Below are 26,345 nucleotides of genomic sequence, written 5' to 3'. Positions count from 1 at the left end.
GAACGGCCGGACAACAGCCGACCAGTCTACGTGGCTGCCGCCCGGCCGTTTCACACGAGCCGCGCCTCGGGCGTTCTCAGCTCTTGTGCTCGGAGGACTCCTTCGACCGCACCTGCGCGGGACCGCGCCGCACCGAGCCCGGCGCGTTCCAGTCCTGCTGCCTGCGGGCCCGCCGCTTGGCCGCCTCGGAGGACTGCAGCTGGTACGGCACCGAGGTCACCATGACGCCGGGCGTGAACAGCAGCCGGCCCTTCAGCCGCAGCGCGCTCTGGTTGTGCAACAGGTGCTCGTACCAGTGGCCGACCACGTACTCCGGGATGATCACGGACACCGCGTCGCGCGGGGACTCCTTGCGGAGGCTCTTGACGTACTCGATGATCGGCCGCGTGATCTCGCGGTAGGGCGAGTCCAGGACCTTCAGCGGTACGTCGATGCCGCGCCGCTCCCACTCCTCGCGCAGGGCCTTGGTCTCCACCGGGTCGACGTTGACGCTCAGCGCCTCCAGGGTGTCCGAGCGCATCAGCTTGGCGTAGGCCAGGGCGCGCAGCGTCGGGCGGTGGATCTTGGAGATCAGCACGACCGAGTGGACCCGCGAGGGCCGTACGAGGTCGTCGGTGGGGCCCTCGGGGGCGGCGATCTCGGCGGCGACGCGGTCGTAGTGCTTACGGATGGCCGTCATCGTCGCGTAGAAGATCACCATGCCGAGCAGGGCGACCCAGGCGCCGTGGGTGAACTTGGTGAGGAGGACGACGACCAGCACGAGGCCGGTGAAGAACGCGCCGAACGTGTTGATCGCGCGGGAGCGGATCATGTGGCGGCGCTTGGCCTGGTCCTTCTCGGTGGCCAGGTGGCGGTTCCAGTGCCGGACCATGCCGGTCTGGCTGAGCGTGAAGGACACGAACACGCCGACGATGTAGAGCTGGATCAGCCGGGTGGAGTCGGCGCCGTAGATCCCCACCAGCAGTGCGGCCGCGCCGGCAAGGAGCACGATGCCGTTGGAGAAGGCCAGGCGGTCGCCGCGGGTGTGCAGCTGGCGCGGCAGGTAGCGGTCCTGGGCGAGGATCGAGCCGAGCAGCGGGAAGCCGTTGTAGGCGGTGTTGGCGGCCAGGAACAGCACCAGCGCGGTGGCCGCGGCCAGGACGATGAACAGGAAGCTGCCCGCGCCGAAGACGGCCTCGGCGACCTGGGAGATCACCGGGTTCTGCACGTAGTCCGGGCCGAGCGGGACACCGTTGTGGATGAGGTCCTTGGCGGGGTTCTCCGCCATGCGGACGTCGGTGGCGGCGGCCAGCGCGATGATGCCGCAGAACATGGTGACGGCCAGCAGGCCCATCATGGCGAGGGTGGTCGCCGCGTTCTTCGACTTGGGCTTGCGGAAGGCCGGGACGCCGTTGGAGATCGCCTCGACGCCGGTCAGGGCGGCGCAGCCGGAGGAGAAGGCGCGCAGCAGCAGGAAGACCAGCGCGAAACCGGCCAGCCCCTGGTGCTCGGGCTTGATGGCGTAGTCCGCGGTCGGTGCCCGCATGGTGTCGTCCAGGACCAGTCCGCGGAAGGCGCCCCACGCGATCATCGTGAAGACGCCGAAGACGAAGACGTACGTCGGGATCGCGAACAGCGAGCCGGACTCCTTCACCCCGCGCAGGTTCATCAAGGTCAGCAGCACGATCACGCCGATCGCGCAGAGCACCTTGTGCTCGACGACGAACGGGATCGCGGAGCCGAGGTTCTCGATGCCGGAGGAGATCGACACCGCGACGGTGAGGACGTAGTCGACGAGCAGCGCGCTCGCGACGGTCAGGCCCGCCTTGGGTCCGAGGTTGGTGGTCGCCACCTCGTAGTCGCCGCCGCCGCTGGGGTAGGCGTGCACGTTCTGCCGGTACGAGGCCACCACGGTGAACATCAGCACGACGACCGCGACGGCGATCCACGGGCTGAAGTGGTACGCCGACACTCCCGCGATCGACAGGACCAGCAGCACCTCGCCGGGCGCGTACGCGACGGAGGAGAGCGGGTCGGAGGCGAAGACGGGGAGTGCGATGCGCTTCGGCAGGAGCGTTTCGCCCAGCCGGTCACTGCGCAGTGCGCGCCCGATCAGGATCCGTTTGGGCACGTCGGTCAGTTTGGACACAACAGAGGATCGTAGGCGTTCGATTGCGAGGGTGCCCACCCGCCACCCCCCATCGGCGTTCCGTCTGCTCTCCGAGTGAATTCAGAGGCGCGTGCGGCTGAGGATTCCGCAGGTCACCTACTTCCCATGCCTATATGACTAAGCCCCGCCCGTCTTCCGGCCGTTGCCGCCCCTGGAGGTTCCATGCACACCCCCGCCCAGCTGATCGGCGCCGCGGCCACCCTCGTCGCCCTCGGAATCCTGACTCTGGCGAGTGTGCGCAGCATCAGCCGCCGCAAGGACGTCCCGCCCGGGGCACGCCAGGCGTCCGGGGCGTCCGGGGCGCGTTAGGCAGGCGGGGAGCTCGGGTTCGGGGAGCGTGAGGTCTCGGGGCGTGTGAGATTTCGGGGAGCGTGCGGTTTCCGGGCGTGCTGAGCGTCGCTCGGCGTTCGGGGCGCGCTCGGTGTCCGCGGTTCCCGCTCTCGTGACTCGTGGCGGCCGTCCGCCCGGCCGGGCCTCGGCAACGCCTTCGGCTTTGCGGATACGTTGGACGCGGGCAGTTGAACGCGGCACCGCCCCGGAGGGCATCATGGCGTGATTCCACCGGCATGATGTTGCCCGGCGGTCCGCTCGCGGGCCGTGACGTGATGCCGGGCGATCCGAAAGAGAGACATGAGCACGACAGTCATGAAGCCCCGAGGGCCGGCAGGAAGCGCGGTGTGACGCGATGCATATTGTGATCATGGGTTGCGGAAGGGTGGGTTCCGCATTGGCCCAGAACCTGGAGCAACAGGGGCACACGGTCGCCGTGGTCGACCAGGACCCCACGGCCTTCCGCCGGCTGGGCTCCTCGTTCGGCGGCCGCCGGGTCACCGGTGTCGGCTTCGACCAGGACACCCTGCGCGAGGCGGGCATCGAGGAGGCCGGCGCCTTCGCCGCCGTCTCCAGCGGTGACAACTCCAACATCATCGCCGCCCGCGTGGCCCGCGAGATGTTCGGCATCGAGAACGTCGCCGCCCGCATCTACGACCCCCGCCGCGCGGAGGTCTACCAGCGCCTGGGCATCCCCACCGTCGCGACCGTCCGCTGGACGGCGGACCAGATGCTGCGCCGTCTGCTCCCCTCCGGCGCCGAGCCGCTGTGGCGCGACCCCACCGGTGGCGTCCAGCTCGCCGAGGTGCACACCTCCACCGCCTGGGTCGGCCACAAGATCAGCCGGATCCAGGAGGAGACCGGTGTGCGCGTGGCGTTCCTGACGCGGCTCGGTGAGGCGGTCCTGCCCACCTCCCAGACGGTGCTGCAGGAGGGCGACCTGGTGCACGTGATGATGCGCAGCGACGAGGTCGACAAGGTCGAGGCGGCGTTCGCCAAGGGTCCCGAAGAGGAGGGCGGTCACTGATGAGGGTCGCCATTGCCGGAGCCGGCGCCGTCGGCCGCTCGATCGCGGGCGAACTGCTCGAGAACGGCCACGAGGTCCTCCTGATCGACAAGGCGCCGACCGCCATCTCGGTCGAGCGCGTTCCCCAGGCCGAGTGGCTGCTCGCCGACGCCTGCGAGATCACCTCCCTGGACGAGGCGGCACTCCAGCGCTGCAACGTCGTGATCGCCGCGACCGGCGACGACAAGGTGAACCTGGTCGTCTCGCTCCTGGCCAAGACGGAGTACGGCGTCCCGCGCGTCGTCGCCCGGGTGAACAACCCCAAGAACGAGTGGTTGTTCAACGAGTCGTGGGGCGTGGACGTGGCCGTCTCCACCCCGCGTCTGATGTCCGCCCTGGTCGAGGAGGCGGTGAGCGTGGGCGACCTGGTCCGCCTGCTCCGCTTCAGCCACGGCGACGCCAACCTGGTCGAGCTGACCCTGCCGGAGGAGTCGGCCCTGGCCGGTACGCAGGTCGGCGACGTCGACTGGCCGCAGGACACGTCCCTGGTGACGATCATCCGTGGCAACCGCGTCCTGACCCCGTCCCGGGAGGACTCCCTGGAGGCGGGCGACGAACTGCTCTTCGTGGCCGCCCAGGCCCGCGAGGAGCAGCTGGAGGACCTGCTCTCGGTACGGCGCGACGCGGCGAGCTGAGCCGGCCGGTAGATCGGCCGGCCGATCGGTTGCGGAGCCATCGGTTGCCGAGCCATCGGTTGCCAAGCTGACGGTTGCCAAGCTGACGGAAAGGGGCGTCCCGAGTGCTCGGGACGCCCCTTTCCGTCGGCTTCTCGTCAGCCGTGTGGGGTCACTGCTCGGCGGACCGGGCGGCGGCCTGCCGCTCACGCTCCTCGGCGGCCTTCTCCTCGGCCTCCATCTCCGCGAACACGTCGATCGGTGCGGGCGCCTTGGCCAGGAACACCCACGTCAGGTACACCGCGAGCAGGAACGGCGGGATCTTCAGGGCGACCAGGACCCAGCCGAGCTGCGTGGTGTCGGCCCACCAGTACAGCGGGAAGAGAATCGCGCACTTGGCGAGAAGGATGGCGCCCCACGCGTAGCTGGCCTTCGCGTACGCCTTCTTGCGGCCCGGATTCCGGGTGCGCCAGGAGAGGTTCTCCTTGAAGACCGGGCCGAGGATCAGCCCGATCAGCGGCACGCCGCACAGGGTGGTGATGATGTAGGCGAGACCCAGTCCCAGCGTGTAGAGCATGCCGGGCAGGTAGAAGTCCTTGGCGTTGCCGGTCATCATCGCGAAGACGACACCGAAGGCCACGCCGAAGACACCGCTGAAGGCGTGCTTGACGGTGTCCTTCATCACCAGCCGGACCACGACCAGCACCAGCGACACGGCCAGCGCCGCGATCGCCGACAGGTGGAGGTCCTTGTTGATCGTGTAGATGGTGACGAAGAGGAGGCCGGGGACCACCGTCTCCACCATGCCCCGCACGCCGCCGAACGCCTCGAACAGGGCGGCCTCCGTCACCGCCCGGGCGTCGTCCGCAGATGTCTCTTCGGTCGGCTTGTCGAGCGACGTCACCGGCTACTCCCGTCCGAGGGGTCTCAGTTCGTACTTGGGGTTGAACAGCACCCGGCGGCCCCGGCTCATCGAGATCCTGCCCGACGCGATCAGCTTGCGGCCGGGCTCTATCCCCACGATGGAGCGCCTGCCGAGCCACACCACGTCCAGGGCGGCGGTGCCGTCGAACAGCTCGGCCTCCAGGGCGGGGACTCCGGCGCGCGGCCGAAGGGTGACCGTGCGCAAGGTACCAGTAACCGTCACTATCTGGCGGTCCTGGCAGTCTCCGATCCGGGTGCAGCCGGCGGTCTCGGCGTCCTCCCGCAGCTCCTCGGACTCCAGGTCCTCCTGCGACGAGGAGAGCCGGTCGAGCATGCGCCGGAACCGGCCCACCGGCTTTTCGGAACGAGGAGCAGCACTCATATCTGAAGCGTACCGGGGCGTACTGACGAAGGGCGAGGAGCCCGTTCTCCGAGGGAAAACCCACGAGATGCCCGTCACTTCTCGAAGCGATACCCCATCCCCGGCTCGGTGATACTGCATCCCCCGGGGGCCACCCCCCGGGCCCCCGGCCGTCGGCCACGCCCCTCACTTCTCGAAGCGATACCCCATCCCCGGCTCGGTGATGAAGTGCTTCGGATGGGAGGGGTCCGCCTCCAGCTTCCGTCGCAACTGCGCCATGTACACGCGCAGATAGTTCGTCTCCGTGCCGTACGACGGCCCCCACACCTCCTGGAGCAGCTGCTTCTGTCCGACCAGGCGGCCGCTGTTGCGCACCAGGACCTCCAGCAGGTGCCACTCCGTGGGGGTGAGCCGCACGTCCTTGCCGCCCCGGGTGACCTTCTTCGCGGCCAGGTCGACGCTGAACTCACCGGTGTCGACGATCACGTCGTCCTCACCGTGGGCCGGCTCGGCCCGGCGTACCGCCGCCCGCAGCCGGGCCAGCAGCTCGTCCATGCCGAACGGCTTGGTCACGTAGTCGTCGGCTCCCGCGTCCAGCGCCTCGACCTTCTCGTCGGAGGAGTGCCGGGCGGACAGCACCAGGATCGGCACCCGGGTCCAGCCCCGCAGGCCCCTGATCACCTCGACGCCGTCCATGTCGGGCAGGCCGAGGTCGAGGACGACCACGTCGGGGTGACGGGCGGCGGCGAGCCGGAGGGCGGTGGCCCCGTCATGGGCCGCGTCGACCTCGTAGGTGCGTGCCTTGAGGTTGATCACGAGGGCGCGCACGATCTGCGGCTCGTCGTCGACCACCAGGACGCGGGTCATGAGGCCTGCCTTTCCGGTACTGCCGCGCGGTGAGGCCGCGGGCGGATTCCCGCCGCGCGCAGGGTGAGGACCATGGTCAGCCCGCCGCCGGGGGTGTCCTCGGCGTTCAAGGTGGCGCCCATGGCCCCGGCGAAGGCCACCACGCGGTCCGTGCCCCGCCCGACGCGGCGGTGGGCCTCGGACAGCATCGCGTATGTCTTGCCGACGCCCGGCGCCGCGCCGAGGTGGATCCGAAGTGTGCCGCGTGCCATTGCCCCATTGTCTTCCGGTGCCGTGCCGACTGCGCAGCCGGTGCCGTGCCGACTGCGCAGCGTCGACCCTATGGCCGGACGGCGCCCGGTGCCGTGCCGGGCGGGGGGTCGTCGGCACACTTTGACGCAACCCTGACGGGGTCAGGCGGGGTTGTCGCCGTGGGTGAGGGTCTCCCAGGCGACGAAGAGGTTGTTGCTGCCGGCCGGACGTCCCCGCTGGGTCAGTGTCGCGGTGTTGGTCATGGCATGGCCCAGACGGTTGGCCAGGGCGTTGTGACCGACCTCCGTGACCGGCCCGAGCCCGAGTTTCAGCGAGCCGCCGCACAGCCAGCCCTCGGCACCGGCGCCGAGCTGGTACTTGGCGTGGAACCCGAGCCCGTGCCGCAGCCGCTCGCCGACGTCGGTGCCGTAGAGGTCCTGGCCCTGGATGCGGCTGGTCTCGGCGATGTGCGAGATGGCCGAGAGGCCGTAGCCGGTGTGGGTGAAGTCGCGGCAGGTCTCCTGGCTGAGACCGTTCACGAAGGTCGACTGCCCCTGCCAGTACGTGACGATCTTGTCCCGGGTGTTCAGGTTCTGGCTCGGTACGGTCTTCGGCAGCGCCCCGTCGGACTCCAGGTAGACGTAGGCGGCCGTGCGCGTGCGGAACTTCGCCATGGCCTTGTCGTACGACGCCTTGTCCTCCAGGAAGACGGAGATGCCGACGGCGGCCTCCATCATCGACAGCTCCCAGTTGCCGTTGGAGTTCGAGCCGTTGATGATCTCGGGCAGGTAGACGGTGCGGAGCAGGGTGGCGAAGCGGCCGGAGTGCGCCCAGGTGCCGGTGTAGGTGTGCTTGATGATCTCGGCGGCCTTCGGCCAGGAGGAGCCGGCCCAGCCGGTCTGCAGGGGCGCGTTGCTGTTGGTGTGGTCCTTGAGCACGGCGGACCAGGCGTCCATCAGCTCGATCGCCTTGCGTGCGTGGCGTTCGTCGCGGGTGAGGTACCAGGCGAGGGCGTGGGTGTACGCGGCGATCGCGTCCTCGCGCTCGTCGGTGCAGCCGAGGTTGGGGTGGGAGTACGAGCCGCATTCCACGACCGCCCGGGGCTTGGGCGTGCGGTTCAGGTCCGCGTACGTGCCGGCCATCATCTGGTCGAAGGCACCCTTCCAGGGCTGGGCGCCGGCGTTGACTTCGGACCGGGTGAAGTCCAGTTGGCCCTGGGAGACGGTGACTCCCGGGTGGACGAAGGTGGCGGGAGCGCTGGGTGCGGCGTCGGCGGGCCGGGTGAGGACACCGGCGACGAGGGCGGCCGAGGCCGCGAGGAGAGCGGTTCTGCGCATACGTGGGGGCCTTCCGTTCTCGTATGTGAACGTGAAGCGCCTTTATGAACAGACGCGTGGACGGAGACGGTAGGTACAGACCAATGGGCCGTCAAGGTTCCGCGCATGAGAAAGGGCCGCGCCCCCGCGGGGGTACGGCCCTGGTGTCCCGGTGTGCTCAGCGGACCTCGGTGATCTCCGGTCCGCGCTGGAGCTGGCCCATTCCGCCGGCGAAACGGGAGCCCTCCTCCTGCTGGACGCCCTCGGGGACCATCTGGGCGTCGTTCGGCAGCTTCAGGACGATCGGGTCGCGGGGCGCCATCGGGCCCTCGCCGCGGACCACGACCGTGTCGCGGAAGATCTGCTCGAGCAGCCCGGCGGCCTGCGGCTGCACCGCGCCCTGGCCCGAGATGACTCCGCGCAGGAACCAGCGGGGGCCGTCCACGCCGACGAACCGCACGACCTGGAAGCCACCGGTGCCGTCCGGCAGTTGCACGGGCACCTGGGCGCGCAACTCCCAGCCCAGTGGCCCTTCGACCTCGTCGACGATGCCGCCCTGCTGGGTGATGCCGGTGCCGATCTCCTCGCGCACCTCGCCCCAGATGCCCTCGCGCTTGGGAGCGGCGAAGCCCTGCAGCTGGATGGCGCTGTCGCGCAGCACAACCGTCGCCGCGACGATCGCGTCGCCCGCGACCTCGACCCTGAGCTCCATGCCGTCGACGCCCGGCACGAACAGACCGCCCAGGTCGACCCGGCCTTCGCCCGGGTCACGGACCTCGGAGCTGTCCCACGGGCCGTCGGGGCGCGGCGCGGGCTCCAGCCTCAGGCGCTCGCGCTCTTCGTCCGCCTCGGTGTCGACACCGTCGACGACCTGCTCGGTCTCGCCGGCCGCGTCCTCGGCGGCATCCCTCTTCTTGCGACGTCCGAACACGTCACTGTCCTTCCCGGTCGGATACGACCGAAGCGTATCGATTCCCACCCGCCTGACCGCCCAGGGCGGCCTGACCGCTTGTGCCGCTCGTCCCGTCCACCGCGGCATGGCCTCCGGTGGACCCGAAGCCCCCCTCGGCCCGCGCGGAGCCGGGAAGTTCCGCCACCTCCTGGAAGCGGACCCTCTCGACCTGCTGGACGACCAGTTGGGCAATCCGGTCGAAGCGCTCGAACCGCACGGCCTCGCGCGGGTCGAGATTCACCACGATCACCTTGATCTCCCCACGGTACCCGGCATCCACCGTCCCCGGGGCATTCACCAGGGCGACGCCGCAGCGAGCGGCCAGACCGGATCGCGGGTGCACGAAGGCCGCGTACCCCTCGGGCAGCGCCACAGACACGCCCGTGGGCAGGACGGCCCGTTCGCCCGGCTCCAGTCGGCACGCCTCGGTGGTGCGCAGATCTGCTCCGGCGTCCCCGGGCTGCGCATACGACGGAAGCGGCACCTCCGGATCGAGGCGCCGGATCAGCACGTCCAGCGGCGGCCGGGCCCCGGGACGTGCGGGAGCCAGGGGGCTACCCGTGTTCATGGGGCTGCCCGGGTCCGCGGGGCTGCCGGGGTCCGCGGGGCTCAAGGGGCTGTCCGGGCTTGCGGTGCCCAGGAGGTTGCTGCCCCGGCCTGCGGTCTCGGCGCTCACGGGTTCACCTCGAAGGCACGGGCGCGCCGGATCTGGTCCGGGTCGTTCATGGCCGCCTGGATCTCCTCCTGGCGGCCGTGGTCGACGAAGTGGTCGACCTTCACCTCGATGAAGAGCGCGTCGGCGCGCACGGCGACAGGCCCGTCGGGGCCGCCGACGCGTCCGGTCGCGGTGGAGTAGATCTTCCGCCCCGCCACGGCCGTCACCTCCGCCTCCAGATGGAGGGTCGTGCCGACGGGCACGGGCCGTACGAAGTCGGTCTCCAGCCGCCCGGTCACCGCGATGGTGCGCAGCAGCCAGTTCAGCGAGCCGAGGGTCTCGTCCAGCGCGGAGGCGAGCACGCCGCCGTGCGCGAGGCCCGGCGCGCCCTGATGGGCGGGCTGGACGGTGAACTCGGCGGTGAGCGACACGCCCTCGCCGGCCCGCGCCTCCAGGTGCAGTCCGTGCGGCTGGTCGCCACCACAGCCGAAACACTGGCCGTAGTGGGCGCCGAGGAGCTCACCGGGCGCGGGCGCGTCCGGGTGCCGCACCGGTTGCACGGCGTCGGCGGGAGGCTGAAGAGCTGGGGAAGTACCACTCACAGCCGGAGACCTTACCCGCGCGTCGGCCCCTGCCGGACACCGTGTCAAGCTTGGCTCCATGCAGCTCTCCGCCGCCCCGTACGAAGAACGCCTGACCGCCCCGCGGACCTGGTGGCTGATCTCGTTCCTGGTGGGCGTCTCGATGGCCCTGATCCTGCTCCCCTTCGGCACGCTGCCGATGCTGGGCGGCCTGGCCGGGGGCACTGCGGTCGCGGCCGTCGCCGCGAGTTCCTACGGCGCGGTGCGCATCCGCGTGGTCGGCGACTCCCTGATCGCGGGCGAGGCGAAGATCCCGCTGGCGGCACTGGGCGAGGCGGAGGTGCTGGACGCGGAGGAGGCCCGCGCCTGGCGCACCTACAAGGCCGACCCGCGCGCCTTCCTCCTGCTGCGCGCGTACATCCCCACGGCCCTGCGCGTGGAGGTCACGGACCCGCAGGACCCGACTCCGTACCTGTACCTGTCCACGCGCGAGCCGGAGCGCCTGGCGGAGGCACTGCGGACCGCGAAGCCGTAGCACACCCGCACGGGAGGTCACCCGGTCAGTGTGTTGACGGGCCCCGGCCCGCCCCGGCCGGCGCCCGCGTCGTCTCAGTGCCCGTCTCCGCGCCGGCTGCCGTGGCCGCCGTCGCCGCGCCGACGGGGCTGGTGGCGGCCCAGTGGGTCGTGCGTGATCTCGCCCATCTCCAGGGCGTCGGCGGGACGTTCCAGGGTGGGGAGCGCCTCCAGGGCCTCCCAGGGCACCTGGATCTTGCGCAGGTCCCGGCGGATCCGCACGGCGAGCTTTCTCGTCTCGCCGCGGTTCATGGCCGCCCCTACGGCGGCGCCCACCATGAAGGGCATCAGGTTGGGCATGTTGCGGAGCGTGCGCTTCATGATCCGCTGCCGCAGGTCGCGTTTCATGCGGCTGTTCAGCGCCGTGCTGAGGGTCGACGGCTTGGACGCGTCGATGCCCCGCTCCCCCGACCAGGAGTCGAGGTACGCAGTGCTGCGCTGCTTGAGGTTGCCGGGCGGTCGTACGCCGTAGACCTCGTGGAGCTCGGCGATGAGCTTCAGCTCGATCGCGGCGACGCCGGTGACCTCGGCGGCCAGTTCCGTCGGCATCGCCGGGGGCACGGGGAGCATCGCGGCCGCGCCGATGCCGGCGCCGACCGTAGCCGTCGCCGTCGCGGCGCCCGCCACGAGCTTGTCCGCCAGCTCCTCGGGGCCGAGGCCCGGGAACTGCTTGCGCAGCGTCGCAAGGTCCCGCACGGGGACGCGCGGGGCCAGCTCGATGATGCGGTCGGCGAGGTAGGCGAGTCCGGCACGCGCCCGGTCGCCGCCCTTGCGGGCGCCTTCCCTGGCACGCTCCCGGATCGTCCCCGCCCGCCGTCTCGCGACGGGTGCGGGGACGTCCACGGACGCCGGGAGGTCACCCCGGTCCGCTGCCGGTTCGAGCGAGGCCGTTTCCGGACCGGTCGAGCCCCGCTCGTCGTCACGCGCGCCGTACCGCGGGCCGTGGATCGGCCCTTCGTCCGCTTTCCGTTTGGAGAAGCGGCGCTTCCAGGGAGGGGTCGAGCCAGTCACGGCCGACCCGTCCTCAGTCGCAGTCGCGGCAGATCGGCTGACCGTTCTTCTCGCGGGCCAGCTGGCTGCGGTGGTGCACCAGGAAGCAGCTCATGCACGTGAACTCGTCCTGCTGCTTCGGGAGCACCCGGACGGCCAGTTCCTCGTTCGAGAGGTCGGCTCCGGGCAGCTCCAGGCCTTCGGCGGCCTCGAACTCGTCGACGTCCACGGCGGAAGCCGACTTGTCGTTCCTCCGGGCCTTCAGCTCTTCGAGGCTGTCCGAGTCGACGTCGTCGTCGGTCTTGCGTGGAGTGTCGTAATCGGTTGCCATGGTCGCTCTCCCCCTCTGGGTGTCTGCGGTGTCTCCAGCGCACGTAACGCGTGAGAGGCCGGACTTGTGCCCGACCTGAGGCGGAGATTTTGCCTCACATCAAGGTCTGTTACTCAATCGACACCCAACCGGACTCCTGACGAGTGATCGGCTTGGATGGCGATGGGGACCGTACACGGTCCGAATGCTGCGCGCCAAAGGCGTCTCACCGTGTACTTCCCGTGATCAAGACCCCCGAAAACCGGGATTTTCCCGGCTTTACGACAGCGCGCATGATCACGGAGAGTAGATGACCGGAAAGGCGCCCCTGTGATCGATCACACACGGCGCACGCGCGGCGAAGATAAAAAAATTCCGCGCAAAGCGAACATCCCCGAGTGCCACCGAGTTGATCGGCGACATGATCTCAGATCGGCAGCGTGACGCGCATGACGAGTCCACCCCCCTCACGCGGCTGGGCATAGATGTGCCCGCCGTGCGCCCGGGCCACCGACCGGACGATGGACAGCCCGAGCCCCACGCCCTTGTCGCTGCCCGTCCGCTCCGTGCGCAGCCGCCGGAACGGCTCGAAGAGGTTGTCGATCTCGTAGGCCGGTACGACCGGGCCCGTGTTGGAGACGACCAGGACCGCCTGGCCGTGCTCGACGTCGGTCGTGACCTCGACCCAGCCGTCCTCCGCCACGTTGTAGCGCACGGCGTTCTGCACGAGGTTGAGCGCGATCCGCTCCAGCAGCACGCCGTTGCCCTGCACCACCGCCGGTTTCTGCTCGCCGCGGATCGCGACGCCCCTGCTCTCCGCCTCGCCGTGCACCTGGTCGATGGCCTGCGAGGCGACCTCGGCGAGGTCCACGGGTCCCCGCTCGACGATCTGGTTGTCGCTGCGGGCGAGCAGCAGCAGCCCCTCGACGAGCTGCTCGCTGCGCTCGTTGGTGGCCAGCAGCGTCTTGCCGAGCTGCTGCAGCTCCATCGGGGCGTTCGGGTCGGACAGGTGCACTTCCAGCAGCGTGCGGTTGATCGCCAGTGGCGTGCGCAGTTCGTGCGAGGCGTTGCCGACGAAGCGCTGCTGGGCCGTGAAGGCGCGCTGCAGCCGCTCCAGCATGTCGTCGAAGGTGTCGGCCAGCTCCTTCAGCTCGTCGTCCGGGCCGTCCAGCTCGATCCGGCGGGACAGGTCGGACCCGGCCACCGCCCGGGCGGTACGGGTGATCCGGCCCAGCGGCGACAGGACGCGTCCGGCCATCGCGTAGCCGAAGGCGAAGGCGATGACCGCGAGGCCCAGCAGGGCCAGCAGGGAGCGGCTGAGGAGGTCGTCCAGGGCGTGCCGGCGCTGCTCGTTGACGCACGCGTTCATCGCGTCGTTGAACTCGCTCGGTGACGCCTGGTCGGGCAGGTTGCAGATGTCGCTGGTGACCTTGCCCTCGACGATCTTGAAGGGCAGGTCACTGCCCACGTGCAGTGCCTGCGCGGCCAGCAGATAGATGATCGACAGCAGCAGGATGCCGGCGATCAGGAACATGCCGCCGTAGAGCAGCGTGAGCCTTATGCGGATGGTCGGGCGCAGCCACGGAAAGGGCGGCACGGGCCTTCTGGGGTCCCAGGTGGGCTTGGGGGGCGCCTGCGGGGGCGCGGGAGTCGTGGCCACGGGGATCAGATCCGGTAGCCCGAGCCGGGGACGGTGACGATCACCGGCGGCTCGCCCAGCTTGCGGCGCAGGGTCATGACCGTCACGCGCACGACGTTGGTGAACGGGTCGGTGTTCTCGTCCCAGGCCTTCTCCAGGAGCTGCTCCGCGGAGACGACGGCGCCCTCGCTGCGCATCAGCACCTCGAGGACCGCGAACTCCTTGGGGGCGAGCTGGACCTCGTGGCCGTCGCGGAAGACCTCGCGGCGGTTGGGGTCCAGCTTGATCCCGGCGCGCTCCAGGACGGGCGGCAGGGGCACGCTGGTGCGCCGGCCGAGGGCACGCACCCGCGCGATGAGCTCACTGAACGCGAACGGCTTGGGCAGGTAGTCGTCGGCGCCGATCTCCAGCCCCTCGACCCGGTCGCTGACGTCGCCGGAGGCCGTCAGCATCAGCACGCGCGTGGGCATGCCCAGTTCGACGATCTTGCGGCAGACGTCGTCACCGTGCACGACAGGGAGGTCGCGGTCGAGGACGACCACGTCGTAGTCGTTGACGCCGATGCGCTCCAGGGCGGCCGCGCCGTCGTACACGACGTCGACGGCCATGGCCTCCCGGCGCAGTCCGGTGGCCACCGCATCGGCGAGCAGCTGCTCGTCCTCGACGACGAGTACGCGCACGTTCGTGGTCCTTCCTCATGTCCCACCCACGCGGCCCTGCACCGGGCACACGTGGGCAGGGGTCTTCGACGATGCCTTGGTGTGTTGCCCTCCATCCTGCCCTTTTCGGCCATAAGTCGGAGGTAAGGCGGGTGAGGGAGCGGTGGCCCGAGGGGGAATACGAGATTTTCTCCGGCGGTTAGGTTTCCACGGAACGGAGCTTGGGGAGGACGGCTTTACATCCCACGATCACGCTTTGTCGGCGCCGCACCACCATGCGGTGCGCATCAATCCGCTTGCCGCAGGGCGGGCGTGGGTGTCCGGCACCGTCGCCGCCCGGCCGAGCGGCGCTGGGCATCCACATGCGGCGTGATCGTCCCTTCCGAACGGCACACCCCCGTGCCATCGACCCACGACCCAGGACGAGGGGGCGCAGCATGGACGCTTTCACCGCAGGACTTCTGCAGCGCATAAGGGCGACCGAGTCCGATCTGTCCCGGGCTCGAGACGAGGGCGACGAGTTCCTCGTCGACGTGGAGCAGGGCGAGCTCGACGACCTGCACCGTCTCGCTGCCGAGCATGGTGTGCAGGTCGGCGCCACGAGCGTCTGATCAGGCCGTACGCGACGGGCCCCGGCGAATCCAGCGCCGGGGCCCGTCGCGTTGTCATAGGGGCTCGTTCACCTGAGGTTCAGTGCGCCGTCGTCGTGCGGTGCGGTGTTTCTGGGTCCGCTCCGTCCGCTCCGCCCGCTCCGCCCGCTCCGCCCGCTCCGCCCGCTCCGCCCGCTCCGTCCGCTCCGTCCACTCAGTCGTGCCAGGCTCCGAAATCCTCCAGGAGGCGCTGGAGGGGCTCGAAGACGCCCGGGGTACCGGCGACCGTCAGATCACCCGAGGGGCGCTCACCGGGGCGTCCACCGGTCTGCGCGCCCGCCTCCCGGGCGATCAGGTCCCCGGCCGCGAGGTCCCATGGGTGCAGGCCCCGCTCGTAGTAGCCGTCGAGGCGCCCCGCGGCCACGTCGCACAGGTCGACCGCGGCCGAGCCGCCACGCCGGATGTCGCGCAGCAGCGGGATCAGCCGCTGTGCCACGTCGGCCTGGTGGGCCCGGACGTCGGCGACGTAGTTGAAGCCCGTCGACACCAGCGCCTGGTCCAGAGGCGGCGCGGGGCGGCAGGCCAGCCTGCGCTCGCCGTCCCAGGCGCCCGTGGCCCAGGCGCCACGGCCGCGCACCGCGTGGAACGTCTCGCCGCGCATCGGGGCCGTGACGACTCCGACGACGGTCTCACCGTCCTGCTCGGCGGCGATGGAGACGGCCCAGGTGGGCAGCCCGTACAGGTAGTTCACGGTGCCGTCGAGCGGGTCGATCACCCAGCGGACACCGCTCGTGCCCTCGGTGGAGGCGCCCTCCTCGCCGAGCACGCCGTCGTCCGGGCGGCGCTCGGCGATCAGACCCGTGATCAGCTTCTCCGCCGCGATGTCCATCTCGGTGACGACGTCGATGGGGCTGGACTTGGTCGCGGCGACCGCGAGATCGGCCGGACGTCCGTCCCTCAGCAGCGCCCCGGCGCGGCGGGCGGCTTCCTGGGCGAGGTCGAGCAGGTCCGTGTGCAGGGGGTCGGTCACGGGGCTCCTCACGCGTAGGTGCTGTCGGCGCCCGCGGCGGCGGGCCGGGGGGCGCGGGCCGGGCAGCAGCCGACCGGACAGAGGTTGTGGCTCGCCCCGAGGGCGCCGAGGGCGCAGGGGGTGACCTCCTGCCCGCGCTCGACGGCGGCCCGCTCTGTGACGAGCTCGCGGATCGCGGCGGCGAACCTGGGGTCGGCGCCGACGGTGGCCGAGCGCCGCATCGGCAGCCCGAGTTCCTCGGCCCTGGCCTTGGCCTCCGTGTCGAGGTCGTAGAGGACCTCCATGTGGTCGGAGACGAAGCCGATCGGGGCGATGACGACCGCCGGGACACCGGCCGCGTGCCGCTCGTCGAGGTGGTCGCAGATGTCGGGCTCCAGCCACGGGATGTGCGGGGCGCCGGAGCGGGACTGGTAGACGAGCTGCCAGGGGTGGTCGACGCCGGTGCGCTCACGGACGGCGTCGGCGATCTGCTGCGCCACGTCCAGGTGCTGCTTCACGTAGGCGCCGCCGTCGCCGTGCTCCTCGACGGGGCCGGAGGTGTCGGCGGAGGCCGTGGGGATCGAGTGGGTCGAGAAGGCGAGGTGCGCCCCGTCCCGGACGTTCTCGGGGAGCTCGGCGAGGGACTGGAGCACGCCGTCGATCATGGGCTCCAGGAAGCCCGGGTGGTTGAAGTAGTGCCGCAGCTTGTCGACCTTCGGCAGCTCCAGACCCTCCGCCTCCAGGGTCGCGAGCGCGTCGGCGAGGTTCTCGCGGTACTGGCGGCAGCCCGAGTAGGAGGCGTAGGCGCTGGTGGCGAGGACCAGGATGCGGCGGCGGCCGTCGTGGACCATCTCGCGCAGGGTGTCCGTCAGGTACGGCGCCCAGTTGCGGTTGCCCCAGTAGACCGGCAGGTCCAGGCCGTGGTCGGCGAAGTCCTTGCGCAGGGCGTCCAGCAGGGCGCGGTTCTGGTCGTTGATCGGGCTGACCCCGCCGAACAGGAAGTAGTGCTGCCCGACTTCCTTGAGGCGTTCCTTGGGGATGCCGCGTCCGCGTGTCACGTTCTCCAGGAACGGAACCACGTCGTCCGGGCCTTCCGGGCCACCGAACGAGAGCAGGAGCAGGGCGTCGTAGGGGCTGACATCACGCGCGTCTGGCATACGTCGATCCTGCCACCCTGCACCGACAGCCGGAAAACGACGGGGTGCCACCGGCGCGGCTGCGAAGGCGGGGGCGAAACACGGCCGGGGCGGAGGTGGGGGGCGAAACACGGCCCGGGCGGACGGGCGCTCGCCGGGGTGAGCCGATGCGGGGCCGGACGGTCACGTCGGGCGATTCCGAGCGGTCGGGCGGGCACGTCTGACGACTCCGCGCGGCCGAACGGGCACGTCTGACGACTGCGCGCGGCCCCGCCGGGGGCGCTTCGCGGCGCTGCTGTGCGGAGCCGGGCGGACGCGTCGGGCGATGTCGTGCGGGGCCGCCGGACGGGTGTCGTCGGGGCGGCGTGGGTCGTAAGCTGTGTCGACTGCGTTCGCAGCTTACTGAGCTTTTCCGGAGACCCCGTTGCCCAGCCCCTACCGCGCTCTGTTCGCAGCCCCCGGCTCCAAGAGCTTCTCCGCTGCGGGCTTCCTCGGCCGGATGCCGCTGTCGATGATGGGCATCGGCGTCGTCACCATGGTCTCCCAGCTCACCGGCCGGTACGGACTGGCCGGTGCTCTCTCGGCGACCATCGCGCTGGCCGCCGCGGTGGCCGGGCCCCAGGTGTCCCGCCTGGTCGACCAGCACGGGCAGCGGCGGGTGCTGCGCCCGGCCACGCTGATCTCGCTCACGGCCGCCGCGGTCCTGCTGTTCGCCGCGCACTACGGATGGCCGGACTGGGTGCTGTTCGTGGCCTGCGCCGGCATCGGCTGCGTGCCGAGTGTCGGCGCGATGATCCGGGCCCGCTGGGCGGCGCTGTACCGGGGCACGCCGCAGCTGCACACCGCCTACTCGTTCGAGTCCGTGGTGGACGAGGTGTGCTTCGTCTTCGGGCCGATCATCTCCATCGGCCTGTCCACCGCCTGGTTCCCGGAGGCCGGCCCGCTGCTCGCCGCGTGCTTCCTGGCCGCCGGCGTCTTCTGGCTGACCGCGCAGCGCGCCACCGAACCCGAACCGCACCCCCGGCAGCGGACAGGGGGCGGCGGCAGCGCGCTGCGGGCACCGGGGCTCCAGGTCCTGGTGGCCACCTTCGTCGCCACGGGCGCGATCTTCGGGGCCGTCGACGTGGTCACGGTGGCCTTCGCCGACGAGGAGGGGCACAAGGCCGCGGCGAGCGTCGTCCTCGCCGTGTACGCGGCGGGCTCCTGCGTGGCGGGCATGGTCTTCGGGCTGCTGCACTTCGCCGGGGCGCCGGAACGACGGTGGCTGCTGGGCGTGTGCGCCATGGCCGTGAGTATGATCCCCCTCCTACTGGTCGGGAACTTGCCGTTTCTGGCCGTGGCGCTGTTCGTTGCGGGTCTGTCCATCGCGCCGACGATGATCACGACCATGTCCCTCATCGAAGAGCACGTACCACGCGCGCAGCTCACCGAGGGCATGACCTGGGTGAGCACCGGGCTCGCGGTGGGAGTCGCACTGGGCTCCTCCGCGGCCGGCTGGGTGATCGACGCGGCCGGGGCGCGTGCGGGGTACGGGGTTCCGGCGGTGGCCGGGGCCGTCGCGGTCGCGGTGGGTTTCCTCGGGTTCCGCCGGCTCAAGCGACCGGCACCGGGTCGGGGAGGCTCCGTTGAGCAGCACAGCGAACGGAAAGAACGGCACGTGGCGTAACTGGGGCGGCAACGTCTCGGCACGTCCCGCGCGGGAGGTCACCCCTGCCTCCGTCGACGAGCTGGCCGCTGCCGTGCGGCGGGCCGCCGAGGACGGGCTGAAGGTGAAGGCGGTCGGCGCGGGGCACTCGTTCACCTCCATAGCCGCGACGGACGGTGTGCTGATCCGTCCGCAACTGCTGACCGGCATCCGCAGTATCGACCGCGAGAACATGACGGTCACGGTGGAGGCCGGCACTCCGCTCAAGAGGCTCAATGTGGCCCTGGCTCGTGAGGGCCTGTCGCTCACGAACATGGGCGACATCATGGAGCAGACGGTCTCCGGAGCCACCAGCACCGGCACCCACGGCACGGGCCGCGACTCCGGCTCGATCGCCGCCCAGATCAAGGGCCTGGAGCTGGTCACCGCCGACGGTTCGGTTCTCACCTGCTCCGAGAAGGAGAACCCGGAGGTCTTCGCCGCCGCCCGCATCGGCCTCGGCGCCCTGGGGCTCGTCACCGCCATCACCTTCGCCGTCGAGCCGGTGTTCCTGCTCACGGCCCGCGAGGAGCCGATGCCGCTGGACCGGGTCCTGGCGGACTTCGAGGAACTCTGGGCCGAGAACGAGCACTTCGAGTTCTACTGGTTCCCGCACACCGGCAACACCAACACCAAGCGCAACAACCGCAGCGCGGGCCCGGAGAAGCCCGTGCCGCAGCTCAAGAGCTGGATCGAGGACGAGCTCCTCTCCAACGGGGCGTTCCAGGTGGCCAACTGGGTCGGCCGCGCGGTGCCCGCCACGATCCCCGCGATCGCCCAGGTCTCCAGCAAGGCCCTGTCCGCGCGGACGTACACGGACATCCCCTACAAGGTGTTCACCTCCCCGCGCCGGGTGCGCTTCGTGGAGATGGAGTACGCCGTTCCGCGCGCGGCCCTCGTAGAGACGCTGCGCGAACTGAAGGCGATGGTCGACCGCTCCGGCCTCAGGGTCAGCTTCCCGGTCGAGGTGCGCACCGCCCCCGCCGACGACATCACCCTGTCCACCGCTTCCGGCCGGGACAGCGCGTACATCGCCGTGCACATGTTCCGGGGGACGCCCTACCAGCGGTACTTCACGTCCGCCGAGCGCATCTTCACCGCCCACGAAGGCCGTCCGCACTGGGGGAAGATCCACACCCGGGACGCCGAGTACTTCTCCCGGGTGTATCCGCGCTTCGGCGAGTTCACGGCGCTGCGGGATCGTCTGGATCCTGATCGGCGGTTCCAGAACGACTACTTGCGGCGGGTTCTGGGGGCGTAGAGGGCGCACCGGGGGTGGCGCTCCCGGCCTCCTCGCTCCCCGTGCCACCCGGGGAGGCGACCGGGCCGGGCCCCGTTCTCACGGTGGCGGGAGCCCGAGTCACCGGAGTTGCCGGAGCCGGACGTACCGAATGAACCAGAACCGCCCGAACCGCCCGAATGATCCGGCACCGTGGCACTCCCACCCGAGAACGCGTCGCCGTTCGCGGCGCTGCGACCCCCACCGAGACGGTGACCCGACGCCACCTCGCAGGCGATGATTCCGGCCATCGTCACACCGAAGGCGACGGCCGCCGCGAGAACGGACCGCTTGAGGCACCCGGCCCGCGCAGCACCGAACTCGCCCGGCCGAGAAGGAGTTTGACCGCCGCCTCGGCCATCGGCCGGACGCCCGTCACAGGTGGCGGGGAGGTGCGCTCGAAACCCTTGATTCCGATTCTGGTGACTTCGTGAAGTTCCCCACGTTCAAGATCGAGAGATGGGGGCAGGGGAGTCCAAGTCTCACCCCTTGCCAGAAGTTGGGCGGCGTGCCAATCCACGCACGTGGCCCGAATGGAGTACTGTTGCGAGCCCTGGGTCCGGTCTCCCGTCAGGGTGTACAGGGCCTTTAAGGACCGCCGGGAGGGGGCTAGTTGCACAGGGTGACAGAGTTCGTCACTTAGCGTTGCGAATAGGTAACCGTGCCATAACGGCGATCCAGGGCCCGCGCCCGACACGCCGGGCAACTCGGCAAGGTTGTGGCAGGCTGCACCCGGGCAGGCCACACTCGACTAGCGGAAGCAGCGACGCACGTGACGTCGGCAGGCACCACCCGGGAGGTCCCCATGCCCGAACTGCGTGTCGTGGCCGTCTCGAATGACGGCACACGGCTGGTGCTGAAGGCTGCCGACTCTACGGAGTACACGCTTCCGATCGACGAACGCCTGCGCGCAGCCGTGCGCGGCGACCGTCCCCGTCTCGGCCAGATCGAGATCGAGGTCGAAAGCCACCTCCGCCCCCGCGACATCCAGGCGCGTATACGTGCCGGCGCGACCGCTGAAGAGGTCGCGCAGATGGCCGGCATCCCCGTCGACCGGGTGCGCCGCTTCGAGGGCCCCGTGCTCGCCGAGCGTGCCTTCATGGCCGAGCGGGCCCGCAAGACGCCCGTCCGCCGCCCCGGCGAGAACTCCGGCCCGCCCCTGGGCGAGGCCGTGCAGGAGCGGCTGCTACTGCGGGGCGCCGACAAGGACTCCGTGCAGTGGGACTCGTGGCGCCGCGACGACGGCACCTGGGAAGTGCTGCTCGTCTACCGTGTCGCCGGCGAACCGCACTCGGCGAGCTGGACGTACGACCCGCCCCGGCGGCTCGTCCAGGCCGTCGACGACGAGGCGCGCTCCCTGATCGGCGAGTCCGACGACCTGTCCGCGCCCGAGCCGAGCTTCCCGTTCGTGCCCAGGATCGCCCGGCTGCCGCGCGACAGACCGCTGGACCGCCCCGAGCGGCCCAGCCTGCCCGCGCAGGCGTCCGAGCCCCTCGAGGAGACCACGGGCGAGCGCGACTCGCTGACCAGCCTGCTCGAGGCGGTGCCGAGCTTCCGCGGTGACCTGGTCGTTCCGGAACTCCCCCCGGCGGAGCCCGAGGAGGAGCCCGTGGTCGCCGAGATCGAGGAGGAGGAGCCCCCGGCTCCCGCCGCTTCGGCCGGTTCCGCCTACGCGGACGTCCTCATGCCGCGCAGCGTGGGCAGCCACCGCGACCGGCTGATCGGTGCCACCGACCGCCAGGCCGAGGCGGACGGTGTGCGCCCCGGGCGCAGGGCGGCCGTCCCGAGCTGGGACGAGATCGTGTTCGGGACCCGGCGCAAGAAGCAGGAGTAGCCGAACCGGCCGTTGAGCGACGAGGGGCCGCGCCGTCCGGGCGCGGCCCCTCGTCGTGTCGGATCACTGTCGTGTCGGATCACTGTCGTGCCTGTCACTGTCGTGTCAGATCACCGTCGTGTCAGTCACTGTCGCTCCGGGTCACTGTCGTGTCAGGTCACTGCGGGTCCGGACCCACGGCCACCGGCCGGTCCGGGTCCGAGGACCACTCCGACCACGACCCCACGTACAGCTCGGCCGGAATGCCGGCGGCGGCCAGGGCCAGCACCTGGTGCGCGGCGGAGACACCCGAACCGCAGTACACGCCCACCCGCGACCCCTCGGTCACGCCCAGGCCCTTGAACCGCTCCCGCAGTTCCGCGGTGGGCAGGAAGCGCCCGTCGGCGCCGACGTTCTCCGTGGTGGGCGCCGACACCGCGCCCGGAATGTGCCCGGCCACGGGGTCGATCGGCTCCACCTCACCCCGGTACCGCTCCCCCGCCCGCGCGTCCAGCAGCACCCCGGAGCGGGCCAGCGCGGCGGCGGCATCCGCGTCCAGCAGCCCCGTCGCCCCCGGCTCAGGCACGAAGTCGCCCTCCTCCACCGTCGGCACGGACTGCTCCAACGGCCCCTCCCAGGACGGCAACCCGCCGTCGAGGACTCGCACCTCCGGGTGACCCGTCCAGCGCAGCAGCCACCAAGCCCGGGCCGCCGCCCACCCCTGGCCGCCGTCGTAGACGACGACCGGTGTTCCGGCCGAGACGCCGGCCCGGCGCATCGCGGCACCGAAGTGCGCCAGGTCCGGCAAGGGGTGCCGGCCGCCTGCCCCCGGCGCGGAGGCCAACTCCCGGTCCAGGTCGACGTACACGGCCCCGGGCAGGTGTCCCGCCTCGTACGCGGCGCGGCCGTCGAACGGAGGCTCGCCGGCGGCCTTGGCCGCGGTGAGCTGCCAGCGGACGTCGAGCAGGACGGGCGGCCGGGCACCCGCCAGGTCCTTCGCGAGATCGGATGCGCTGATGATGGCGTTCATGGCCCCCATCCTCGCGCACGGGGTGGCCGAGCCGCCCTCGTCCGGCTACTCTGCTCGGCCGGAGCGCGGCGATCACTCGGCGTACGGGAACAAGCACATGCTGTACAGCTGAACGACATCTGCCGACAAGCGCGCCGCGAGGGACGGGTGCCCGCAGATCGGGCATTCTCCCGGACATGGGACGCCCCACAGGGCCGCCCCACCAGGCTGCGGAGAGCACGGCCACCGCGAGGCCGAGAAGAGAGTGACGATGACCGACGCACGGGGGTCCGCCGGACCGAACGGCGACACACCCGCTCGGCACGCGCCCGGCGCGCCCTGCTGGGTGAGTCTGATGGTGCACGGCCCGGACGCGACCGAGGAGTTCTACGGCGCGCTGTTCGGCTGGGAGTTCCGGCCGGGCCCCCAGCAGCTCGGCCCGTATGTGCGCGCCCTGCTGGACGAGCGTGAGGTGGCCGGTATCGGACGACTGCCCCCGGACCGCCACCTGCCCATCGCGTGGACGCCCTACTTCGCCTCGCGGGACGTCGATCTGACGGCCGAGACGGTGCGCAGCCGCGGCGGCACGATCGGGGTGGGCCCGCTCGACGTGGCCGACGCCGGCCGTCTGGCCATCGGTTCCGACCCCTCGGGCGCGGTCTTCGGCATCTGGCAGGCCGCCGCGCACCTCGGCACCGCCGTCGCGGGGGTCCCCGGCACCCCCGCCTGGAACGAGCTGCTGACCTTCGAGTCGGCCGGTGTCGCCAAGTTCTACCGCACGGTGTTCGGTTACGAGGAGGAGCCGGGAGTCCGCGCCGACGTCGACTACGTGTCCCTGCACCTCGACGGCGAGCCCGTCGCCGGCATCCGCGGCCTGGGACACGCCCTGCCCCGCGACCAGGGGCCGCACTGGGTCACGTACTTCCAGGTGGCCGACGTGGACGACGCCTCGGAACACCTCGTCCGTCTCGGCGGACAGGTCCTGGAGCCGGTGCACGACACGGCCCGCGGGCGGGTGGCGAAGGTGGCCGACCCGGAAGGCGCGCGGTTCGCACTGCTGCAACGGCCGAGCTGACGTACGGCGAGCCGGTCTCGGGTCAGGCGGACGTCACCGGCAGCACGTCCGGGGACAGGGCCGCCGCCCGCGCCGATGCCGCGGTCATCCGACGGCGGTGGTGGCGCCGGCACAGCACCTCGTAGCCGACCTCGTCGGCGGAGTGGGTGACATCGCCGACGACCACCTGAGCGCCCTCGACGACCATCACCCCGCCTATCGTGCGGGCGTTGTGCGTGGCGCGGGCTCCGCACCAGCACAGGGCCTCCACCTGGAGGACCTCGACCCGGTCGGCCAGCTCCACCAGCCGCTGCGAGCCGGGGAACAGCTTGGAGCGGAAGTCGGTCGTGATGCCGAAGGCGTAGACGTCGAGACCCAGGTCGTCCACCACGCGGGCGAGTTGGTCGATCTGCTCGGGCGCGAGGAACTGCGCCTCGTCGGCGATCACGTAGTCCGCGCGCCCGCCCTGGGAGAGGTGGTCGACGAGGTGGCCGTAGAGGTCCTGTCCGTCCCCGACCTCGACCGCGTCCGTCACCAGACCGAGGCGGGAGGAGAGCTTGCCCTCGCCGGCGCGGTCGTCGCGGGAGTAGATCATGCCCTGCAGACCGCGCGCCGAGCGGTTGTGCTCGATCTGGAGAGCCAGCGTCGACTTCCCGCAGTCCATCGTTCCGCTGAAGAACACCAGCTCGGGCATGTGGAGTTGAGTACCTTTCGGCGTGAGAGGCCGGGGCGGGGCCGGGTCGGGAGCGTGCTTCGGGTCAGGAGCGTACTTCGAGCAGGGGGACCAGCTGCTCGGCGGGGGTCATCGAACCGTGGTTGCCGACCATCGCCGACTCCTTCGGCTCCCGCTCGGAGGCGATGAGCAGGACGTCGTCCCGCGCGGCCGCGACCACGTCGCCGATCCTGCCGTACACCCGTTCGTCGATCCGCGGGCCGAACCAGCCCGCGGCGATGGCCTCGTCACGGGACGCGACCCAGAACTGCTCGCCGAGCACCTCGCGCCAGCACGTCAGCACGTCGTTCGCCGCGCCGGGCACCGCGTAGACGTGGCGGGCGCGGCCCTCGCCGCCGAGCAGGGCGACACCGGCGCTCAGCTCCCAGTCCTCGTCGAAGTCGAACCGGTGCTGCTCGTCGAAGGGCACGTCGATCATGCCGTGGTCGGCGGTGACGTAGAGGGCGCTGCGCGGCGGCAGTTGCTCGGCCAGGCGCTGGACGAGGCGGTCGGCGTACATGAGCTGGCCGCGCCAGGTGTCGGAGTCGACACCGAAGCGGTGGCCGGCGCCGTCGACCTCGGCGAAGTAGGTGTACACCAGGGAGCGGTCGCCCGCGGCCAGTTGCTCGGCCGCCAGGTCCACGCGGTCCTCGCCGGACAGCCGCCCGAGGAACGTTCCTCCACTGAGCGCGACCTTGGTCAGCGGGGTGTTCTCGAAGGTCGGGGACGACACCTGCGCGGCGTGCACCCCGGCGGCGTGCGCCAGCTGGAAGACCGTGGGGTACGGCTGCCAGGGGCCGGGCGGGGTCCACGGCTGCCAGCGCAGCTGGTTCATCAGCTCGCCGGTGTCCGGGTTGCGGACGGTGTAGCCCGGCAGGCCGTGCGCGCCCGGGGGCAGACCGGTGCCGACGGAGGCGAGGGAGGTCGCCGTGGTCGCCGGGTAGCCGGCGGTGAGGGGACGCCCGGTGCCGCCGCGGGAGGTGGCGAGCAGGGACGTCATGAAGGGGGCGTCCTCGGGGTGCGCCTTCAGCTGCTCCCAGCCGAGCCCATCGATCAGGAACACGCAGTTCCGGTCGGCGGGGGTCAGCTCGGTGATCGCGGCGCTCATGTCCGGGACGCCCAGGCCGGCGGCCAGGGTGGGCAGGAGGTCGGCGAGTGATCCGCTGCCGTACTCGGGGGCCGGGGCGGAGGCGACGGTGAGCGGCTCGGGGTGCTGGTCCCACGCCGTCTGGAGCTGTGCCATCAGCGGGTCGTGTCCGCGGTCGCCTCGGAAAGGGCCTGCGCGAAGGCGAGCGCCTCACGCACGGTCTCCGGTCCGTCCCCGGCCTCGCTGACGCGCAGGCTGAGGTCGTCCGCCGTGGAGTTGCCCGTGTAGCCGTGGTCCGCCTCGCAGTTGGGGTCGCCGCAGGCGGCCGGCTCCAGGTCGATGCGGGAGACGGCACCCCAGCCGATGGTCAGGACGACTTCGCGGGGCAGGGTCCCCGGCTTGTACGACTCGGGGTTGGCGACCACACGGCTGACCACGACCGACGAGATGCGGCCGATCTTGACGGACTCCGTCGAGGTGGTGGCGTAGGGGGTCGGGGAGGTGCTGTCGGCGGCCTGTTCGTCGGTGTGGCTGACGATGAAGCGGGTGTCCGTGAGGACGAGCACGGTCACGTGCCGCCGCACCTCGTTCTGGTCGAACGTCGTCTCCTGGTGGACCAGGTACGACCGCATGGGCTCGCCGCCCACGGCGGCCTCCACCGCCTCGGCCACGAGGGCCGGGTAGTAGCCGCTGCGCTCGATCGCCGCCCGCAGCCCCTGGGTCGTCGTACTGGTCTTGGCCATGACGCCCATCCT

The 26,345-nt window shown here is 71.1% G+C and carries 27 protein-coding genes and 1 pseudogene; 9 read left to right on the top strand and 19 right to left on the bottom strand.

Features of this window, described 5'->3' with window-relative positions; genetic code table 11:
- Positions 1 to 76: 76 nt before the first annotated feature.
- The gene (locus ACFV20_RS21275; protein WP_385658674.1) at positions 77 to 2,128 is read right to left on the bottom strand and encodes an APC family permease; all 2,052 of its coding nucleotides are present in this window, start codon (positions 2,126 to 2,128) and stop codon (positions 77 to 79) included.
- Between the two features lie 183 nt (positions 2,129 to 2,311).
- Here ACFV20_RS21275 and ACFV20_RS21270 point away from each other — a divergent pair, with 183 nt between their 5' ends.
- The 3 genes from ACFV20_RS21270 to ACFV20_RS21260 all read left to right on the top strand — a co-directional run bounded on the left by ACFV20_RS21270 (position 2,312) and on the right by ACFV20_RS21260 (position 4,180).
- Positions 2,312 to 2,458, top strand: coding sequence for a hypothetical protein (locus ACFV20_RS21270; RefSeq protein ID WP_385658688.1), 147 nt, complete (start codon positions 2,312 to 2,314; stop codon positions 2,456 to 2,458).
- Between the two features lie 376 nt (positions 2,459 to 2,834).
- Positions 2,835 to 3,506 carry a potassium channel family protein gene (locus tag ACFV20_RS21265; protein WP_385658673.1) on the top strand — a complete coding sequence of 224 codons (672 nt, stop codon included), beginning with the start codon at positions 2,835 to 2,837 and terminating at the stop codon, positions 3,504 to 3,506.
- The gene (locus ACFV20_RS21260) at positions 3,506 to 4,180 is read left to right on the top strand and encodes a TrkA family potassium uptake protein (protein WP_234846512.1); all 675 of its coding nucleotides are present in this window, start codon (positions 3,506 to 3,508) and stop codon (positions 4,178 to 4,180) included. The genes ACFV20_RS21265 and ACFV20_RS21260 overlap by 1 nt, the downstream gene beginning before the upstream one ends.
- A gap of 151 nt (positions 4,181 to 4,331) precedes the next feature.
- Here the strand turns inward: ACFV20_RS21260 and ACFV20_RS21255 are convergent, their stop codons facing one another.
- The 8 genes and pseudogenes from ACFV20_RS21255 to ACFV20_RS21220 form a co-directional block, all read right to left on the bottom strand.
- Positions 4,332 to 5,063, bottom strand: a complete 732-nt coding sequence (locus ACFV20_RS21255; protein ID WP_107459968.1) for a DUF3159 domain-containing protein — start codon at positions 5,061 to 5,063, stop codon at positions 4,332 to 4,334.
- A 3-nt stretch (positions 5,064 to 5,066) separates the two neighbouring features.
- Positions 5,067 to 5,465, bottom strand: coding sequence for an OB-fold nucleic acid binding domain-containing protein (locus ACFV20_RS21250; RefSeq protein ID WP_385658670.1), 399 nt, complete (start codon positions 5,463 to 5,465; stop codon positions 5,067 to 5,069).
- A gap of 165 nt (positions 5,466 to 5,630) precedes the next feature.
- Positions 5,631 to 6,311 (bottom strand): response regulator, encoded by a 681-nt coding sequence (locus ACFV20_RS21245; RefSeq protein WP_385658669.1) that lies wholly within the window; start codon positions 6,309 to 6,311, stop codon positions 5,631 to 5,633.
- A 131-nt stretch (positions 6,312 to 6,442) separates the two neighbouring features.
- Positions 6,443 to 6,562, bottom strand: a pseudogene (locus ACFV20_RS21240) (sensor histidine kinase KdpD); the annotation flags it as partial.
- A gap of 141 nt (positions 6,563 to 6,703) precedes the next feature.
- The gene (locus tag ACFV20_RS21235; RefSeq protein WP_385658667.1) at positions 6,704 to 7,879 is read right to left on the bottom strand and encodes an alginate lyase family protein; all 1,176 of its coding nucleotides are present in this window, start codon (positions 7,877 to 7,879) and stop codon (positions 6,704 to 6,706) included.
- A 157-nt stretch (positions 7,880 to 8,036) separates the two neighbouring features.
- Positions 8,037 to 8,789, bottom strand: a complete 753-nt coding sequence (locus tag ACFV20_RS21230) for a DUF3710 domain-containing protein (protein WP_366714289.1) — start codon at positions 8,787 to 8,789, stop codon at positions 8,037 to 8,039.
- Between the two features lies 1 nt (position 8,790).
- Positions 8,791 to 9,378 (bottom strand): dUTP diphosphatase, encoded by a 588-nt coding sequence (gene dut, locus ACFV20_RS21225; protein WP_385658686.1) that lies wholly within the window; start codon positions 9,376 to 9,378, stop codon positions 8,791 to 8,793.
- 104 nt (positions 9,379 to 9,482) lie between these two features.
- On the bottom strand, positions 9,483 to 10,067 hold the full coding sequence (locus ACFV20_RS21220) for a PaaI family thioesterase (protein WP_385658666.1): 585 nt from the start codon (positions 10,065 to 10,067) through the stop codon (positions 9,483 to 9,485).
- A 58-nt stretch (positions 10,068 to 10,125) separates the two neighbouring features.
- Here ACFV20_RS21220 and ACFV20_RS21215 point away from each other — a divergent pair, with 58 nt between their 5' ends.
- Positions 10,126 to 10,581 carry a DUF3093 domain-containing protein gene (locus ACFV20_RS21215; protein ID WP_234846520.1) on the top strand — a complete coding sequence of 152 codons (456 nt, stop codon included), beginning with the start codon at positions 10,126 to 10,128 and terminating at the stop codon, positions 10,579 to 10,581.
- Between the two features lie 74 nt (positions 10,582 to 10,655).
- Here ACFV20_RS21215 and ACFV20_RS21210 read toward each other — a convergent pair whose 3' ends face one another.
- The 4 genes from ACFV20_RS21210 to ACFV20_RS21195 form a co-directional block, all read right to left on the bottom strand.
- The gene (locus ACFV20_RS21210; protein ID WP_385658665.1) at positions 10,656 to 11,630 is read right to left on the bottom strand and encodes a hypothetical protein; all 975 of its coding nucleotides are present in this window, start codon (positions 11,628 to 11,630) and stop codon (positions 10,656 to 10,658) included.
- 13 nt (positions 11,631 to 11,643) lie between these two features.
- Positions 11,644 to 11,940, bottom strand: a complete 297-nt coding sequence (locus tag ACFV20_RS21205; protein ID WP_003993510.1) for a DUF4193 domain-containing protein — start codon at positions 11,938 to 11,940, stop codon at positions 11,644 to 11,646.
- Positions 11,941 to 12,346: 406 nt separating this feature from the next.
- Positions 12,347 to 13,579 carry a sensor histidine kinase gene (locus ACFV20_RS21200; RefSeq protein WP_385658664.1) on the bottom strand — a complete coding sequence of 411 codons (1,233 nt, stop codon included), beginning with the start codon at positions 13,577 to 13,579 and terminating at the stop codon, positions 12,347 to 12,349.
- A gap of 5 nt (positions 13,580 to 13,584) precedes the next feature.
- Positions 13,585 to 14,238, bottom strand: coding sequence for a response regulator transcription factor (locus tag ACFV20_RS21195; RefSeq protein WP_234846523.1), 654 nt, complete (start codon positions 14,236 to 14,238; stop codon positions 13,585 to 13,587).
- 416 nt (positions 14,239 to 14,654) lie between these two features.
- Here ACFV20_RS21195 and ACFV20_RS21190 point away from each other — a divergent pair, with 416 nt between their 5' ends.
- Positions 14,655 to 14,828, top strand: coding sequence for a hypothetical protein (locus ACFV20_RS21190; RefSeq protein WP_234846524.1), 174 nt, complete (start codon positions 14,655 to 14,657; stop codon positions 14,826 to 14,828).
- A 193-nt stretch (positions 14,829 to 15,021) separates the two neighbouring features.
- On the opposite strand, the gene ACFV20_RS21185 is transcribed toward ACFV20_RS21190, so the two are convergent.
- Together ACFV20_RS21185 and ACFV20_RS21180 are read right to left on the bottom strand one after the other, a co-directional pair.
- Complete coding sequence (locus tag ACFV20_RS21185; protein WP_385658663.1) at positions 15,022 to 15,837, bottom strand: inositol monophosphatase family protein; 816 nt, start codon at positions 15,835 to 15,837, stop codon at positions 15,022 to 15,024.
- An 8-nt stretch (positions 15,838 to 15,845) separates the two neighbouring features.
- Positions 15,846 to 16,973, bottom strand: a complete 1,128-nt coding sequence (locus tag ACFV20_RS21180; protein ID WP_385658661.1) for a ferrochelatase — start codon at positions 16,971 to 16,973, stop codon at positions 15,846 to 15,848.
- Between the two features lie 403 nt (positions 16,974 to 17,376).
- Here ACFV20_RS21180 and ACFV20_RS21175 point away from each other — a divergent pair, with 403 nt between their 5' ends.
- From ACFV20_RS21175 to sepH, 3 genes are all read left to right on the top strand, one after another.
- On the top strand, positions 17,377 to 18,618 hold the full coding sequence (locus ACFV20_RS21175) for an MFS transporter (protein ID WP_385658660.1): 1,242 nt from the start codon (positions 17,377 to 17,379) through the stop codon (positions 18,616 to 18,618).
- Positions 18,578 to 19,897 carry a D-arabinono-1,4-lactone oxidase gene (locus tag ACFV20_RS21170; protein WP_385658659.1) on the top strand — a complete coding sequence of 440 codons (1,320 nt, stop codon included), beginning with the start codon at positions 18,578 to 18,580 and terminating at the stop codon, positions 19,895 to 19,897. The genes ACFV20_RS21175 and ACFV20_RS21170 overlap by 41 nt, the downstream gene beginning before the upstream one ends.
- Before the next feature lie 823 nt (positions 19,898 to 20,720).
- Entirely contained in the window at positions 20,721 to 21,749 is a 1,029-nt protein-coding gene (gene sepH, locus ACFV20_RS21165; RefSeq protein WP_385658657.1) for a septation protein SepH, read from the top strand.
- Positions 21,750 to 21,906: 157 nt separating this feature from the next.
- On the opposite strand, the gene ACFV20_RS21160 is transcribed toward sepH, so the two are convergent.
- The gene (locus ACFV20_RS21160; RefSeq protein WP_385658655.1) at positions 21,907 to 22,758 is read right to left on the bottom strand and encodes a sulfurtransferase; all 852 of its coding nucleotides are present in this window, start codon (positions 22,756 to 22,758) and stop codon (positions 21,907 to 21,909) included.
- A 250-nt stretch (positions 22,759 to 23,008) separates the two neighbouring features.
- Here ACFV20_RS21160 and ACFV20_RS21155 point away from each other — a divergent pair, with 250 nt between their 5' ends.
- Entirely contained in the window at positions 23,009 to 23,812 is an 804-nt protein-coding gene (locus ACFV20_RS21155) for a VOC family protein (RefSeq protein ID WP_385658653.1), read from the top strand.
- Positions 23,813 to 23,834: 22 nt separating this feature from the next.
- Here the strand turns inward: ACFV20_RS21155 and ACFV20_RS21150 are convergent, their stop codons facing one another.
- The 3 genes from ACFV20_RS21150 to ACFV20_RS21140 all read right to left on the bottom strand — a co-directional run bounded on the left by ACFV20_RS21150 (position 23,835) and on the right by ACFV20_RS21140 (position 26,333).
- The gene (locus ACFV20_RS21150) at positions 23,835 to 24,485 is read right to left on the bottom strand and encodes a thymidine kinase (protein ID WP_385658652.1); all 651 of its coding nucleotides are present in this window, start codon (positions 24,483 to 24,485) and stop codon (positions 23,835 to 23,837) included.
- Between the two features lie 64 nt (positions 24,486 to 24,549).
- Positions 24,550 to 25,746 carry an alkaline phosphatase family protein gene (locus ACFV20_RS21145; RefSeq protein ID WP_385658650.1) on the bottom strand — a complete coding sequence of 399 codons (1,197 nt, stop codon included), beginning with the start codon at positions 25,744 to 25,746 and terminating at the stop codon, positions 24,550 to 24,552.
- Positions 25,746 to 26,333: a DUF5998 family protein gene (locus tag ACFV20_RS21140; protein ID WP_170320912.1), complete on the bottom strand. Its 588-nt coding sequence runs from the start codon at positions 26,331 to 26,333 to the stop codon at positions 25,746 to 25,748. The genes ACFV20_RS21145 and ACFV20_RS21140 overlap by 1 nt, the downstream gene beginning before the upstream one ends.
- Positions 26,334 to 26,345: the final 12 nt, after the last annotated feature.

This window comes from Streptomyces sp. NPDC059696 (genome assembly GCF_042733745.1).
Classification (GTDB): domain Bacteria; phylum Actinomycetota; class Actinomycetes; order Streptomycetales; family Streptomycetaceae; genus Streptomyces.
This window is presented reverse-complemented; position numbering and strand designations above follow the sequence as displayed.

Excerpts from the sequence above, each read along its gene's own strand:
- ACFV20_RS21270 (WP_385658688.1), top strand. The coding sequence starts at position 2,312 with ATGCACACCCCCGCCCAGCTGATCGGCGCCGCGGCCACCCTCGTCGCC.
- ACFV20_RS21265 (WP_385658673.1), top strand. The coding sequence starts at position 2,835 with ATGCATATTGTGATCATGGGTTGCGGAAGGGTGGGTTCCGCATTGGCC.
- ACFV20_RS21260 (WP_234846512.1), top strand. The coding sequence starts at position 3,506 with ATGAGGGTCGCCATTGCCGGAGCCGGCGCCGTCGGCCGCTCGATCGCG.
- ACFV20_RS21250 (WP_385658670.1), bottom strand. The coding sequence starts at position 5,465 with ATGAGTGCTGCTCCTCGTTCCGAAAAGCCGGTGGGCCGGTTCCGGCGC.
- ACFV20_RS21245 (WP_385658669.1), bottom strand. The coding sequence starts at position 6,311 with ATGACCCGCGTCCTGGTGGTCGACGACGAGCCGCAGATCGTGCGCGCC.
- ACFV20_RS21235 (WP_385658667.1), bottom strand. The coding sequence starts at position 7,879 with ATGCGCAGAACCGCTCTCCTCGCGGCCTCGGCCGCCCTCGTCGCCGGT.
- dut (WP_385658686.1), bottom strand. The coding sequence starts at position 9,378 with ATGAACACGGGTAGCCCCCTGGCTCCCGCACGTCCCGGGGCCCGGCCG.
- ACFV20_RS21215 (WP_234846520.1), top strand. The coding sequence starts at position 10,126 with ATGCAGCTCTCCGCCGCCCCGTACGAAGAACGCCTGACCGCCCCGCGG.
- ACFV20_RS21205 (WP_003993510.1), bottom strand. The coding sequence starts at position 11,940 with ATGGCAACCGATTACGACACTCCACGCAAGACCGACGACGACGTCGAC.
- ACFV20_RS21190 (WP_234846524.1), top strand. The coding sequence starts at position 14,655 with ATGGACGCTTTCACCGCAGGACTTCTGCAGCGCATAAGGGCGACCGAG.
- ACFV20_RS21180 (WP_385658661.1), bottom strand. The coding sequence starts at position 16,973 with ATGCCAGACGCGCGTGATGTCAGCCCCTACGACGCCCTGCTCCTGCTC.
- sepH (WP_385658657.1), top strand. The coding sequence starts at position 20,721 with ATGCCCGAACTGCGTGTCGTGGCCGTCTCGAATGACGGCACACGGCTG.
- ACFV20_RS21160 (WP_385658655.1), bottom strand. The coding sequence starts at position 22,758 with ATGAACGCCATCATCAGCGCATCCGATCTCGCGAAGGACCTGGCGGGT.
- ACFV20_RS21155 (WP_385658653.1), top strand. The coding sequence starts at position 23,009 with ATGACCGACGCACGGGGGTCCGCCGGACCGAACGGCGACACACCCGCT.
- ACFV20_RS21150 (WP_385658652.1), bottom strand. The coding sequence starts at position 24,485 with ATGCCCGAGCTGGTGTTCTTCAGCGGAACGATGGACTGCGGGAAGTCG.
- ACFV20_RS21145 (WP_385658650.1), bottom strand. The coding sequence starts at position 25,746 with ATGGCACAGCTCCAGACGGCGTGGGACCAGCACCCCGAGCCGCTCACC.
- ACFV20_RS21140 (WP_170320912.1), bottom strand. The coding sequence starts at position 26,333 with ATGGCCAAGACCAGTACGACGACCCAGGGGCTGCGGGCGGCGATCGAG.